Genomic DNA, 13,693 nt, shown 5'->3' on the forward strand with positions numbered 1-13,693 from the left:
CTGGCCTGACCTCTGCTAGCGTCGGCCTATGGACAGCCCTGCCCGGGAGGTCGCCACCGCGACCGATCAACCTGTGCGATTGGCGTCCCCGTCCGAACGGCTGCTCGCGGGAGCGACAAGATTATTTGCTGCGCACGGGATTCGAGGAGTCGGTATCGAGCGGATCCTGCGCGAATCGGGATGTGCGAAAGCGAGCCTCTACGACTCGTACGGTTCCAAGGCGGGTTTGGTGCTGGCATACCTGACCCAGTTGGATCGCGCTGATCGGGACCGGTGGGAGAAGGCGACCGAAACGGTGGTCAGCCCCGTCGAAAAAGCTTTGACGTTCTTTGATCTCGCGATCGCCAATGGACTCCGCGGTGAATTTCCCGGTTGCTTGTATGCCAACGTCGTGACCGAATTTCCCGGCGTGCGTTTTGAACCCGTCGATGCGCACCGCCAATGGGTGCGATCGTGTCTGACCGCGTTGATGGAGTCGGCCGGCGCACGTCCGCCGGATTCGACCGCCCGGCAGTTTCAGTTGCTCTACGACGGCGCGCTGGCGGGCTCCAAGCTCGAACGCTCGGTGGAGCCGATCCAGCTGGGCCGCAGTTTGGCGGCCGAATTCATCGATCGCGCCTGCCGTCGATAGCGGGCGGCCGGGCCGGTTCCGATCAGTGCGATCCAATTTCGGCCGGCGGTGTGACCAGTGTCATTTTCCAGCACCGCGGCCGAACGGACGCGGTTCACGCCGGTAGACGATGACGAGACGATTTCCGTCGCTGTGTTGAATTACCCAGCGCAACAACGTAATTCGTAGTCGTGTTGGCGGCTTGTTCGGCGACGACGTCGATGCCAGGCCGCAACGGCGGCCCCGGCGCGCGGGGAGACCTGCGTACCGCCCCACGCTGGCCGCGTAGACAGAGCGGTCTGTCTGTGGAAGCGTCGCCCTCGTGCCTGCCCTGCGGTGTGCAAGGCGCTCCGGGCTTCCCGAAAGGACACCAACGTGGCAATTGGCACAGTGCGGATAGTCGGTGGTCACAAGAGTTTTGGGGCCGCGAGACCCGCACTCGCCGGCGTCGACCTGACCATCGACGACGGGGATTTCCTGGCGATACTGGGACGCAGCGGAAGCGGCAAGTCCACCCTGCTGCGGGTGATCGCCGGCCTCGAGCAACTCACCTCCGGAACGGTCGAGTGGTCCACCGGTAACGGCGTGGCCCGGCCGCACACCGGTGTCGTATTCCAGCAGCCGCTCCTGATGCCCTGGCTCAACGCCCGGGAAAACGTCCTCTTCGCAGGACGATTCGCCGCGAACCGGCAGTACTTCGAGCCCGAATACGCGCAGGAGCTGCTGCGGCGTTTCGACCTGGAGCAGGTGGCCGACCAATATCCCGACCAGCTGTCCGGCGGGCAAGCCCAGCGCGTCTCGATCATCCGCGCGGTGGCCACCCGGCCCCGGCTGTTGTTACTGGACGAGCCGTTCAGCGCACTGGATCCCGCGATTCGTGGCGATTTGCGGACCTGGCTGGCCGATCTGGCCCTCGAGCTCGGGATCACCGTCGTACTGGTCACCCACGATGTCGACGAGGCGCTGCAATTGGCCAGCCGGATTGTTCTGCTCGGCCCCGACGGGCGGATCCGGCGCGAATGGCGGCCAGATACCCATGACACCGAGCTGAGGGAGCAGATTCTCGACCACTACCGACTGGTCGAACAATGACCGGCCTGCTCTCGCGCCGGTCGCTGCTCGCCGGGAGCGTCGCGCTCGCCGCGGCCGGGGGCGTGGCCGGGGTGGCCGACCTGGCCCGCGCCGCGAGCATCGACCGGACCAATACCAGCGGACAGCTCCGGATCGGATACCTGCCCATCACCGATGCGGCACCGCTGTTGATCGCCCACGCGGCCCGGCTCTACCAACCCGGCGTGGTCAGCTCGGCCAAGCCCGTGCTGTTCCGCAGCTGGGCGTCGCTGGCCGAGGCGTTCGTCACCCGGCAGGTCGACGCCGTGCACATGCTGATGCCGATGGCCATCCAGCTGCGCTTCGCCTTGGGCAGTGCCGTGCGGGTGTTGGCCTGGAACCACACCAACGGTTCGGCGCTGACCGTCGCGCCGAACGTCACCGACATCGGACAACTCGCGGGAACCCAAGTGGCGATACCGTTTTGGTGGTCGATCCACAACATCATCCTCCAGGAGCTGCTGCGCGCGCACGACCTGGTTCCGGTGGTGCGCCAAAGCGCGTCACGCAGCGCCCGCACGGTCGAGCTGATCGTGATGAGCCCGTCGGACATGGTGCCGGCGCTGGCCAACCGTTCCATTGGCGGCTATGTGGTGGCCGATCCGTTCAACGCGATGGCTCAGGTGCGCAAGATCGGACGCATCCAAACGTTTTTGGGCGACGTGTGGCGCGACCACGCCTGCTGTGTGGTGCTGGCGCACGAGGATCTCATCGAGAACCGGCCGCAGGCGGCCGGCTCCCTGGTCAATTCGATTGTGCTTGCGCAGCAACGGATTAACGACAACCGGCCCGCCGCCGCGAGGGCGCTGTCGACCGGAGGGTATCTGCCGCAGCCGCTGCCGGCCATCGAGACCGCACTCACCTACAACCCGAAGGACTATCGACTCGCGCATCCGGATTGGCAGCCGCAGCGGTTGGGCTATCAGCCCTTCCCGTTCCCGAGTTTTACCCGACGGTTGGTGGAGGCGATGCACGACACCGTGGTCGACGGCGACCGGCGGTTCCTGGATCGGCTCGATCCCGCGGTCGCGCACTCGCAATTGGTTCACGACAGCTTCGTGCGCGCGGCGCTGGACGCGCACGGCGGTGCCGCAAGCTTCGGTATTCCGTCCGACCTGACCCGAACTGAAGAGGTACAGCCGCTATGACCGCACAGGGAATCGAGACCGCCGCGCCGGGAGAGACGGTCACATCGGCGACGACGCCCGGGCCCAAGGGGTCCGTGCTGCGGCGCTGGTGGCCGCCCGCGCTGGCGATCGCGGCGGCGGTTGCCCTCTGGTGGCTTGTCACCGCCGTGCTGGCATCTGGGCAGTCGCTGCTGCACCAGACCACACCGGGCCAGGTGGCCAAATCGTTGGTCGAGCTGTACAAGCGGGGCGTGCTGTTGTCCGACACCGAGGTAAGCCTGTGGCGGCTGCTGGTCGGCTTGCTGGTGGCCGCGGTCATCGGGATTCCCGCCGGACTGTTCGTCGGGCTCAGCGACACCGCCGATCGCGCCACTCGTCCCGTCATCCAATTTCTGCGCATGATCTCGCCGCTGTCGTGGGCTCCGATCTCGGTGGCAATCTTCGGAATCGGCAACGAGCCGGTCATTTTCCTGATTGCCGCGGCGGCGGTGTGGCCGATCCTGATCAACACCGCGGCCGGCGTGCACAGCGTCGACCCCGGCTACCTACAGGTGGCGAAATCGTTTGGGGCGACTCGAATTGAGCAGCTGACGGTCGTGGTGCTGCCCGCCATCCGCGGGCACCTGCAAACCGGCCTACGGGTCGCGCTGGGCATCGCGTGGGTGGTGCTGGTGCCGGCCGAAATGCTCGGTGTGCGTTCCGGTTTGGGCTATCAGATCCTCAACGCACGCGATCAGCTGGCCTACGGTCAGGTGGTCGCCGTGATCGTGGTCATCGGTGTCATCGGCTACGCGCTGGATCTGGCAGCGCGCCGCTTGCTGTCGTCGGGGCGCGGCTGAATCAGGCGGTATCGGGTGCGGCACTGCGCTGCACGTGCACCGGCAGGTCGTCGGCCCACGGCTGGGTGGTGACCATGTCGTCGACATCGACGTAGCCGCGCTCGAATTCGCCCGTCGCCGCGTCCACCAACCGGTACTCCTGGGTCTGCGTTTGGATGGGCTGCGCGTCGAGAATCACCACCCGCACGTCGCCGGGCTCGAAGCCGCACCGCTGCTGTAACGCCTCGATCAGGCACTCGTTGTGCATGTGCCCGTCGCCGAAGTTCCAGCCGAGCACCATCGAGCAGAGCACCTCGCCCTCGCACAGGTTGTAGTCGTCCTCGTCGTAGCCGGCCAGCGCGCGGTGCACCAGCGTGAGCAGCGCGCGCCCGTGGGTGTTCATGCCGCGAAACGCCAACGCCAGGTGCAGCGGGATCAGCGTCTCCTCCTTGCTCCCATACAACCGCTCGAGCTGCAGGTGCTGCATCGGGCCCAGCGCCCGGGAGCCGACGCGGAACTTCTCGTCCACCGACGGCTTCACGCACCACAGCGTGGTGTCCCAGTTGCCGGCGTAGTAGCGCATACCTGGCAGGAAGGAAACCTTGTGCGGGAACAGGTTTCCCACCACGACGACTGTCGTGATGACCGCCAACAGCACGACGGGCCAGGGGCTGGTTAGGTCCGGCAGCCCGATGGGTGCGTGCGCCACGAACAACCACAGCACGCCGAAGATCATGAACACGTTCCACTCCAGCGGCACGCCCATCGGGAAGGCCAGCAGGATGTTCAGGTGGAACACGATCATCACGAACGCGGCGATTGTTGTGGGCCAGCCGCCGTGTGAGAAGAGCAGTGCCAGCGGCACCAAACCCTCGATCGCAGTGGAGAAGTGCGCGATAAAGCCCGACAGTGCGCTGGGCCTCAGGTCGTCCGGATAGTGCTTGAACAGCGACCGCTTGAGCACACCCGACGGCAGGAACGGGTTGTTGGCCAGCATCGTCGAAATCACGAACGGGAAGTGTCTGGTGATCTTCGAGGTGGCCGCGCCGATCCAGATCGCCATGAAGACGAGCTTGGCCCCGATCACGATGTCGGCGCCGGAGAATAGGAACGGCAGCGCCAGCGGCCCGTACACCTCGGCGCGGGCGGCCAGGAAGATCACCTTGTCGCGCAAGCTGATCGCGGCCAGCACGGCGAGGATGGCGATGGTCTGCCACCGCGGCAGCACACCAATCACCGTGTCCAGAGCTGGAATTGGGCCGGAGCCGTCGGATACCAGCGCCGTCGCGAGCAACACCAGCAGCGCGCCGTAGAGCAACGCGTCGAACGGGGTCCGGTCGATGCCCATGGTCAGCGGGACACGGTCAGGCCAGGGTGGCAGCCGGATGGTGCCGGGCCGCAGCCAGTACAGGATCGATCCCATCGGGGGGAAGTAACGTCCGGCCAGCGGCCCGAAACAGCAACCGAGACCGACGACTTCGAACAGCATCGTGAACAGCACGGCCTTCTGGAACACGATCGGCTCCGACCACCACGCGGTGACGTCGGTGAAGCCGCCGACGCCCGTCGTGCACCAACCGAAGAACCAGCCGCCCAAGATGTAGAGCGCGATCTTCACGCCGTACATCACATGCATGATCAGGGGAGTACCGAAACCGTTCTGGGCGACATGGCGCTGCATCGGGATGATCCGCTCGGCGCGTGGGAGCTTGCTCCACTCGGCCACGTCGACGACGGGCAGGTTGGGCTGGATGAACCCCATTGCAGCTCCTTAAGCGCGGCATTTCACCAGGGGCGCCGACCGACGGTCCGGCATCGGCGCCACGAAGAAACTACAGCTAATGACCGCCAATGCGTAGGGATATCCCGTCTACCGGAACGGACAAATCCGCAGCGGCGGGGTTGCGGGCCGGCGCGCTGGACTAGCATCACGCCTTCTGCTTGAGAGACGCACCCGCGCATTGCAACTCGTAGTCGTCGGGGTTTGGACGGTTGGTCCATCTCCAATAGTCGAAGATGCGGAACCCGTACAACGTGGGTACGTGGCCCGCCGCGTTCTTGTAGTAGCTGCTCGAGACCGCCGGGTGCGTGTACACCATCTCCTTCAGCCGCTCCTGGCTGCGGCGGTTGTATTCGTCGCATACGTCCGCCCGTGGCATAGCCGAGGCGAAGCCGCCCGCCAGCACCATGTCGATACAACCCATGATGTAGCGCATCTGGCACTCCGAGTTGTAGATGATGCTGGCGCCGTTCACCGCGTTGGTGCCCGGCCCGAACATGCAGAAGAAGTTCGGGAAGCCCGGCACCGTGACGCCCAGATAGGCGTACGCGGAATCGCCCCAGGCCGTGTTGAGTTCGACGCCATCGAGCCCGCGAACGTTGATGGGTCCGAGTTGGTGATTGACGTCGAATCCGGTGGCCCACACCAGCACATCGGCGGGTCGATGCACCCCATCGATGGTCCGCACTCCGTCAGCTGTGATCTCGATGATGCCGTCGGTGATCAGCTCGACGTCCTCGCGTTGCAGTGTCGTGAGCCAGGTTCCGTTGTCTTGCAAGGTCCGCTTACCCATTGGGGGATAGTTCGGGGTCACCTTCGTCAGGAGTTCCTCGTCGGCGCAGAAGACCCGCATCCACGCGATGAACATCTCGCGGATCGCGTGGTTCGACTCGCTGCACGAGAGTCCGCCGTTGTCCCAGGCCGGGTCGATCTTCACCTGTTCGTCGAGCGCGTCGGCGATCGGCCACCACGACACGAACCGCGACCATCTTCCGTAGTACGGCAGATGGCGGATCGCCCACCTGGCTCCGTCGGGGATGGCGTCGTGGTAGATAGGGTTGGGCGCCATCCACTGCGGCGTGCGCTGGTACACGTCGACGTGTTGAGTCGAGTCGGCGATCGCGGGCACGAGCTGGAATCCGCTGGCGCCGGCCCCGATGACCGCGACCCGCTGACCCGTCAGATCGATATCGTCGCGCCAATCCGCGGTGTGGAATGACGGCCCGCGGAAGTCCTTGGCGCCCTTGATGTCCGGAATCACCGAGTTGCTGAACTGGCCGACCGCGCAGATCACGGCACGCGCGGTCAGCATTTCCTGCCCGCCGTCCGCCCCGCGGGTCGTCACCCGCCAGGTTGCCGATTCCTCGTCCCAGTCCGCGCCGATCACCTCGGTGTTGAATCGCACATTGCGGGCGATGTTGTAGCGGGTGGCGACTTCGTCGAGGTACCGCAGGATCTCGGGCTGTTCGGAGAAGTAATGCGTCCAATGGTCAAGTGGCTCAAATGAGTACGCGTAGTACTGGCTGGCGATGTCTACGCGACAACCCGGATAGCGATTGGCCAGCCATGTTCCGCCGATGCCCGACTGTTTTTCGATGATCGTGAACGGTATGTTCGCCGCCTGGAGCTTGATCCCGGCCAGCAGCCCACCCTCACCGCACCCGATGACGACGACGGGGAAGTCAGCGCGCTGCTCGGGTGTCGACGACAGTACCGGCCCACACTGATCGGCATCGCTGAACCGCAGGTCCGCGGCGACGTATTCCAGGTATTCCTCGGTGACCTGTCCGGCGGATATCGTCTCGAACATCACCCGCATCTGTTCAGCGTTCGGCACGAACGGGGGCGGACAGCCGCGGTCGCGGTAGTCGCGAATCACGTCGAAGGCACGCTTGCGTACCAACTCCTTGTCAGGCTCGCTCATAGCGCCCTGCAGATCCATCGCGATGAGCATGAACGGCCGTGGAAGCTCGTCGAGCAGACCCATGTCGCCGGTCATGTGAACCATCGACATCAGCAGCGCCGGAACGCTCGCCTGATCAACGGCCGCCTGGATTACGTCATCGGAGTCGTCGAACGGCAGACCAAGCAATCGGTCCAGGTCCTTCGGTGCGGATGTCGAGGCAGGGTGGGACACAATTCCTCCGAATGACTAGACAGATCTCCAGCGATGTCTAGTCGTAGGTTAGCATCGTGGCCAACGCAGGTGAAGGAGACGCAATGAGCACGGCGCCCGAGCCCATTCCCTTCAAGATCGCGATTTACGGATTCTCGGGTCCGACAACCGAACTCGGCGTCGATACCGCGAAGGACGCGGCCGCGGCGGACGACATCTGGCGGCGATGATCACTTCCGCGGAACGGATGGCTGGCGGCGCGACTTCGGTTGTGGCGCACGCTTAGTCGTGCCCTTACCCGTCCGGGCCGGCGTAGCTGCCGCAGCGTTGAGGGAGATGGCCGGCGCAACCCACCTATGCAGGAATGCCCGCAATTCCTTGCCGCGATGTGGTGGGCGCCCCGGGTCGATGACCAACGACTGAAAGATCCGCAGCATGAACTCAACGAGTCGGTCGAGTTCATCGTCGGCGATGCCCGCACTGGCCCAATCGACGTTGAACCTCTCCACTATTGAGCGGCCGAAGGTCATGGCCGTCTCGGAGGTGACGCCTGCCGAGAAGGTGCTGGCCTTGCCGGGGGTCAGCAGCAGGCTCAGGTACCGCTCGTGCGGAAGCCTTTCCAGGGTGTGCGCCATTGCCTCGACAACCGCGTCGGCCGGCTCGTGAATCTTGTGCACGTGCGCCGCCAAGCTGTCCAGGAACGGGCCGGCCTCGGCGATTGACGTCGCGACCAGCAGCGCTTCGGTGCTGGGGAAGTAGCGATAGACCGTCTGGCGGGTGACGCCGACGTCCTTCGCCACATCGGAAATGCCGAAGTCCGTGCCGGACCGATCGATCCTGCGCCGCGTGGCGTCGAGGAGACGGGCGATCGCTTCCTCGTCGTTGGCCGGCGTCGCACCGGACCACCCATGTGTTCGCATCAGCGAACAGGATCCCATACGTCCACTACCGGGACGTTGCGATGGCATCAGTCCATGGTCAGACGGAGGAGGCGGCGGAGCGTTCCTCGCGCGCGCTGGGCTCCGCCGACTGCGCGGCCGCCGCGGGTGATCGGCGGCCTGCGCGCAGGAAGCTGCCGGTGCGTACCTTCCCGAGGATTTCGGTGGGTCGGCCGTGTGCCACCACCTGCTGGCCGCCGATGAACACCGCAACGACGGTGGCGTCGTTGCGATTCACCATGCGCGACAACCCACCGTACTGTTCGACGCGCTCCTCGGCGTACTCGTCCAGGGAGTCATCGAGGCGCTCGGGATCGATGATCGACAGATCCGCCCGGTCGCCGACCCGTAGGTGGCCGGCGTCGAGTCCGTACCAGTCGGCGATCTCGCCGCTGAGGCGGTGGATGGCGTATTCGATTGACATGAACGGAGTTCCGGCATTTTCCGCATCCCGCACGTGTCTGAGCAGCCGTAGGCCCATGTTGTAGAAGGCCATGTTCCGCAGGTGCGCACCGGCATCCGAGAACCCCAACTGGATGTAGGGCTCCGTGGCGAATTTCTTGAGCACCTCGGGGCGGTGGTTGGAGATGGTGGTGAACCAGCGGAGTTTGGTGCCATGCTCGAGGACCAGGTCGAGGAACGCGTCGACAGGGTGCAGGCCGCCGCGATCAAGGCCGACCTCACCGAACGACTTTCCGATGACGGTCGAGTCCGGGCAATCCGTGATCATCGCGTCGAAAAAGTCGCGGTGCCACACCCGAATTCCGAACTTCTGGTCATAGTCTTTGCGGAACCGCCGCCGGTAGGCCTCGTCGCGCATCAACTCATCACGTTCCAGACAGTCCGCCAGGTGCATCGCTTCCTGCCCCGATCCGAACTCCTCGAAGATGACGAAGTCGATGCCGTCGGCGTAGACGGTGAACGGTACCGGGAGATGCTGGAAGCGGAAGTTGGCGCCGAGCGAATTGACAGCCGTGGCCAATCCCTTGAGGAAGTAGAAAGCGACAGGATTTGACTTGGCGTCCGCCGCGGCCAGCAGGCTGGTCTTCAGCGGCTTGCGATACAGGCCGATCGACTGCAGTGCCTGAAAGACCAGATTCACCGGCATCGCGATGTCGGGAGCCGATTGCAGGATGCGGCCCCGGTCGCGCACCAATTTCTTGAGCCGACGGTTTTCGCGCCATTTCGCGTAGGTCGACGGCAGGGTGCGGGACCGGCAGGTCTGGCCGTCGAGTTTGTCGAACCGAAGCTGGTTGGTGGACAACCCGATGAAGCCGGCGTCCAGCGCGTCGGTCAGCATCCGCTCCATGCGTGCGATTTCGGCGCGGGTGGGTTTGATGTCGTCGTTGGTGGAGCGGTCGAGTCCCATCGTGACGGTGCGGATGTCCGAATGTCCGATGAAGGAGCACAGGTTTGGGCCCAGCGGCAGGTCCTCGATGGCGGTGATGTACTGCTCGCCGCTGTTCCACGTCTTGTGTGCGCCGATTGACTTGATCACGTGTTCGCGCGGAATTGCCTCGACCCGGCCGAATAGGTCGCCGGCGTCTTCGGCGTCGACGTGAATGGTTGATATCGAGCACGATCCCGTGGCCACAGTCGTCACGCCGTGCCGGACCGACTCTGCCAACCCGGGGCCTTCGAGGACCTCGATGTCGTAGTGCGTGTGAATGTCGAGGAACCCGGGGACAACCCACTTTCCGGATGCGTCAATGACGTTGCGGCAACCGGCTTCGTCGAGGTCGTTGGTCGAGACCGCGGTCACGTGCCCGCCCGAAATTCCGATATTGCGGATAGCCGAGGGCGCTCCCGTCCCGTCAAACCACCGTCCGTTGCGGATGATCGTGTCGTATGACATACCCGTTCCTCGCCGTTGGGAGCGGCAGGCGCCTTGCGGCGCTGGCTCGCGTTCTCTAGACCATACGCCCTTACCGCACGTGGATGGTGACGGGTGGAAAAATCAATACCATACAAAAACCAAAAATGTATGCTCTGACGAAGCCCGTCGACGAGCCTGGGGATGCGGAAATGACCGATCTGGCTATTCGCAAGATGCCGTGGACCTTTGATGCCGCCCTGCCGTTCCAGTGGCAGCCGGCAAACCCGCTGGTGGGGGTATTCGGCAACCTGTTCACCTTTTTCGCTGTGCCGTTCGAGCAATACATCATCAATGCGCGCCGACGAGGGCGTTGTAGCGGCGAAATATTCCGGTGCGCTGCACCAGAACCCACGACGCGTACCCGAAGAACGGGTACATGGCCACGATGTAGAGCGGCAGTCGGTCGTACAGAAACTGGACGCTGAATTGGTTGTGTACGAACGCCAGGCCCATCGATTTCTCCACGCCGAACCACTGCCGAAAATAGGCGACGGGTTCGATCAGCAGCAGGCAGAAGATGCCGGCGAACCAGATCACGAGATTGGACGAGTCACCCTGAGCGCGTCGCCACCCCAGGGCATGCACTAGGCAGGCGATGGCGCCGACGGCGAGGGTCACCTCGATCAGCGGCAGCGTCCAGTGCTGCAGCGAGAACGGGTTTCTCAGCGTGATGAAAGGGTTACCGGCACAGTCGAGTCCGCCCATCTTGGCGGTGAGACGCGCGTATTCGGCAGTACAAGTCTCCATTGCGCCACCTTCCGGCCGGTCGGAATGGCTGCCCTGACTGGCGACCATACACATAGGCCAATGTGGTTTGTCTAGAGCGAGAGCGCTTGGCGGAACTGATCCTTGTGCTCGACACGACGATCATGCATTTGTTGTTGCGTGTCTACCCTGTGGAACTGGGCTGGATCGGGCACGGTGGGGTGTCTTTCCTGCGGCCAACGACAACGCGCTGCTCTTTCGGCGGATGTCTGATGACGGTTGTCGAATTCGCGGGAGCGCAACCTAATCTAAGGCGATTAGGTTTAGACTCACTTGCGCAGCCCCCGATGCCCGACCAGGCATTTCAGACCCCGGCCGACCTGTGAGGTGAGTCGATGACCGCGTTGGAGAGCACCGTCCCGGCAGTGCGGACCGAAAGCGAATTGGCGGATGCCAAAACGGTGCATACGTTCTGCAGGTACTGCCTGGCGTCGTGTGGCGTGGAGGTGACGGTCAAAGACAATCGGGTGCTGAAGATCTCGGCCGACAAACAGAATCCGCATAGCTGGCACGACTTCTGCGCCAAAGGCCGGACCGCCAATCAGATGGTCGAACACCCGCGGCGCATCCTGGCCCCGATGCGCCGCGTCGGCGATAGCTATGTGGAGGCCAGCTGGGAAGAGGCGATCACCGATATCGCCACCCGGATGAATGCGCTTATCGAAGCCGGCGGCCCCGATGCCGTCGGCTGCTACTGGGGCAATGCGGCGGCCTTCTCGGCGCCCAACGTCATGTTCATGACCGCGTTCATGGATGCGCTCGGCAGCTACAGCCGCTACTTCGTCGGTTCCGTCGACCAGAACGCGATGCACGTCGTCGCCACGGCGATGTATGGCTCCCAGCTGATGGCGCCGGTGTCCGATATCGACTACTGCGACTACTTCCTGCTGGTGGGGACCAACCCGGCGGTCAGCGCCTGGAATTGGCTGGAGACGGTCCCGGCGGGGTGGAAGCGCACCCTGGACCGGCAGCGGCAGGGCGCGACGGTCGTCGTGGTCGATCCGGTTCGATCCGAGACGGCGGCCAAGGCGGACATGCACCTGGCCGTCCGGCCGGGGCAGGACTGGGCGCTACTGCTCGGCATGGTCAAGGTCATCCTCGACGAGGGACGCGAACATCGGCAGGACTGCCTCGAATTGGCAACGGGCGTACCCGAACTGCGCAACCTGGTCGCCGAGGCCGACCTCGACGACCTCGCCGCCCGGTGCGACATCCCGCGAACCCAGATCGAAGCGGTGGCACGCGATTTCGCGGCGGCGCGCGGCGCGATGGTGGTGACCCGGACCGGGGTGTCGCTGCATCTGGCCGGCACCATCGGCGAGTGGCTCGGTCACGTTCTCAACGTCATTACCGGGCGGATGGATCGGCCGGGCGGTCGCCGCTACGAGCAGGGCTACGTGGACTCGCTCAAGCTCTTCGACATGATGGCCAAGCCGGTCGCGCACAAATCCAGGTTGCAGCGTCGTGACATGGTCGCCGGCCATCACGGCCTCGACGAATTGCCGGACGAGATCACCACGCCCGGCCACGGACAGATCCGCGGGATGATCATCAATGGTGGCAATCCGGTGGTGGCCGGACCCGACGGCGCCAAACTGGATCAGGCCCTGGCGGACCTTGACCTGCTGGTGGCCGTCGACCTGGTCCAGCGCGAAAGCCACCGGCACGCGCACTGGCTGCTGCCCGTCGTGCACTGGCTGGAACGCGACGACCTGCACGCCCTCACCAGTGGTCTGCACGACGAGCCGTTCGCCATCTATGGCCTCAAGGCCATCGAGCCGCCCCCGGGTGCGCGGCCGGAGTGGCGGATCTTCACCGACCTCGCGCTGGCAATGCGCAAGCCGTTGTTCGGCATCAAGGGTGTCAACGGCTTCGTCAAGGCATCGCGCACGCTCGCCAGGATCACAAGACGGCCTGCGCTGGAATTCAACCCGCAGTGGATCGACCGCCTGCTGGTGGCCACCGGCCGCAAGGTGAAGTGGCGCGACATCGTGGCCCATCCGCACGGTTTCGTCTTCGGCAAGCCCGAATACGGCCACTTCAAGGCCGCGCTCAAGACCGACGACAAGATGGTGCACGCCGCGCCGCCGGAATTCCTGGCCAGGTGCCGGGAACTGCTGGCCGATCCGCATCCGTGCGCCCCGCCGGGCTACCCGTTCCAGTTGGCGAACCGGCGACACCGGCATTCCATGAACTCGTGGATGAACGACCTGCCGGGACTGCACCCGTCCGGCAAACGCAACGAAGTGGTGATTCATCCCGACGATGCCGCACCGCTGGGCATCGCGACCGGAGACCGGGTCAAGGTGTTCTCACCCGTCGGTGAGATCGAACTGCCCGCACTGATCAGCGATCAGCCGCGTCGTGGTGTCGTGATCGTCGACCACGGCTGGGGCTCAAGGACTTTCGATCCCCGCGGCGGCGGCGCGCCGGAGTCGTTCGGGGTCAACCGCAACTTGCTGATCGACGGGTCGAAACACGACCCGCTTTCGCAGTCGCCCGCGATGAGTTCTTCCTACGTGGGTCTCGCCCCCGCCGAATGAGTGGGCTGGC

11 protein-coding genes are annotated in these 13,693 nt (G+C 64.6%); 6 read left to right on the top strand and 5 right to left on the bottom strand.

Annotated features, from left to right (window positions below; genetic code table 11):
- Window positions 1-28 precede the first annotated feature (28 nt).
- The 4 genes from G6N55_RS25560 to G6N55_RS25575 all read left to right on the top strand — a co-directional run bounded on the left by G6N55_RS25560 (window position 29) and on the right by G6N55_RS25575 (window position 3,686).
- The gene (locus tag G6N55_RS25560; protein ID WP_085220800.1) at window positions 29-631 is read left to right on the top strand and encodes a TetR/AcrR family transcriptional regulator; all 603 of its coding nucleotides are present in this window, start codon (window positions 29-31) and stop codon (window positions 629-631) included.
- A 360-nt stretch (window positions 632-991) separates the two neighbouring features.
- Window positions 992-1,702 carry an ABC transporter ATP-binding protein gene (locus G6N55_RS25565; RefSeq protein ID WP_085221229.1) on the top strand — a complete coding sequence of 237 codons (711 nt, stop codon included), beginning with the start codon at window positions 992-994 and terminating at the stop codon, window positions 1,700-1,702.
- A complete protein-coding gene (locus G6N55_RS25570; RefSeq protein WP_085220799.1) occupies window positions 1,699-2,868 on the top strand; it encodes an ABC transporter substrate-binding protein in 1,170 nt (389 codons plus the stop codon). Before G6N55_RS25565 ends, G6N55_RS25570 begins: the two co-directional genes overlap by 4 nt.
- Window positions 2,865-3,686, top strand: a complete 822-nt coding sequence (locus tag G6N55_RS25575) for an ABC transporter permease (RefSeq protein WP_085220798.1) — start codon at window positions 2,865-2,867, stop codon at window positions 3,684-3,686. Before G6N55_RS25570 ends, G6N55_RS25575 begins: the two co-directional genes overlap by 4 nt.
- 1 nt (window position 3,687) lies before the next feature.
- Here G6N55_RS25575 and G6N55_RS25580 read toward each other — a convergent pair whose 3' ends face one another.
- Together G6N55_RS25580 and G6N55_RS25585 are read right to left on the bottom strand one after the other, a co-directional pair.
- Complete coding sequence (locus G6N55_RS25580) at window positions 3,688-5,427, bottom strand: DUF3556 domain-containing protein (protein ID WP_085220797.1); 1,740 nt, start codon at window positions 5,425-5,427, stop codon at window positions 3,688-3,690.
- Between the two features lie 166 nt (window positions 5,428-5,593).
- Window positions 5,594-7,582, bottom strand: coding sequence for a flavin-containing monooxygenase (locus G6N55_RS25585; RefSeq protein WP_085220796.1), 1,989 nt, complete (start codon window positions 7,580-7,582; stop codon window positions 5,594-5,596).
- Between the two features lie 83 nt (window positions 7,583-7,665).
- Between G6N55_RS25585 and G6N55_RS30210 the strand changes: the two genes are divergently transcribed.
- The gene (locus G6N55_RS30210) at window positions 7,666-7,791 is read left to right on the top strand and encodes a hypothetical protein (RefSeq protein WP_264001975.1); all 126 of its coding nucleotides are present in this window, start codon (window positions 7,666-7,668) and stop codon (window positions 7,789-7,791) included.
- On the opposite strand, the gene G6N55_RS25590 is transcribed toward G6N55_RS30210, so the two are convergent.
- From G6N55_RS25590 to G6N55_RS25600, 3 genes are all read right to left on the bottom strand, one after another.
- Window positions 7,792-8,481, bottom strand: a complete 690-nt coding sequence (locus tag G6N55_RS25590; RefSeq protein ID WP_085221228.1) for a TetR/AcrR family transcriptional regulator — start codon at window positions 8,479-8,481, stop codon at window positions 7,792-7,794.
- Window positions 8,482-8,539: 58 nt separating this feature from the next.
- The gene (locus G6N55_RS25595) at window positions 8,540-10,354 is read right to left on the bottom strand and encodes an N-acyl-D-amino-acid deacylase family protein (RefSeq protein WP_085220795.1); all 1,815 of its coding nucleotides are present in this window, start codon (window positions 10,352-10,354) and stop codon (window positions 8,540-8,542) included.
- Window positions 10,355-10,663: 309 nt separating this feature from the next.
- A complete protein-coding gene (locus G6N55_RS25600; protein WP_163667499.1) occupies window positions 10,664-11,122 on the bottom strand; it encodes a hypothetical protein in 459 nt (152 codons plus the stop codon).
- A 353-nt stretch (window positions 11,123-11,475) separates the two neighbouring features.
- On the opposite strand from G6N55_RS25600, the gene G6N55_RS25605 reads away from it, so the two are divergent.
- Entirely contained in the window at window positions 11,476-13,683 is a 2,208-nt protein-coding gene (locus G6N55_RS25605; RefSeq protein ID WP_085220793.1) for a molybdopterin-containing oxidoreductase family protein, read from the top strand.
- Window positions 13,684-13,693 lie beyond the last annotated feature (10 nt).

The sequence above is a fragment of the Mycobacterium florentinum genome (assembly GCF_010730355.1).
Lineage (GTDB): Bacteria > Actinomycetota > Actinomycetes > Mycobacteriales > Mycobacteriaceae > Mycobacterium > Mycobacterium florentinum.

What these genes read in the sequence shown, in the direction of transcription:
- G6N55_RS25580 (WP_085220797.1), bottom strand. Translation starts at nt 5,427, where the DNA reads ATGGGGTTCATCCAGCCCAACCTGCCCGTCGTCGACGTGGCCGAGTGG.
- G6N55_RS25605 (WP_085220793.1), top strand. Translation starts at nt 11,476, where the DNA reads ATGACCGCGTTGGAGAGCACCGTCCCGGCAGTGCGGACCGAAAGCGAA.
- G6N55_RS25600 (WP_163667499.1), bottom strand. Translation starts at nt 11,122, where the DNA reads ATGGAGACTTGTACTGCCGAATACGCGCGTCTCACCGCCAAGATGGGC.
- G6N55_RS25590 (WP_085221228.1), bottom strand. Translation starts at nt 8,481, where the DNA reads ATGCGAACACATGGGTGGTCCGGTGCGACGCCGGCCAACGACGAGGAA.
- G6N55_RS25595 (WP_085220795.1), bottom strand. Translation starts at nt 10,354, where the DNA reads ATGTCATACGACACGATCATCCGCAACGGACGGTGGTTTGACGGGACG.
- G6N55_RS25560 (WP_085220800.1), top strand. Translation starts at nt 29, where the DNA reads ATGGACAGCCCTGCCCGGGAGGTCGCCACCGCGACCGATCAACCTGTG.
- G6N55_RS25570 (WP_085220799.1), top strand. Translation starts at nt 1,699, where the DNA reads ATGACCGGCCTGCTCTCGCGCCGGTCGCTGCTCGCCGGGAGCGTCGCG.
- G6N55_RS25575 (WP_085220798.1), top strand. Translation starts at nt 2,865, where the DNA reads ATGACCGCACAGGGAATCGAGACCGCCGCGCCGGGAGAGACGGTCACA.
- G6N55_RS30210 (WP_264001975.1), top strand. Translation starts at nt 7,666, where the DNA reads ATGAGCACGGCGCCCGAGCCCATTCCCTTCAAGATCGCGATTTACGGA.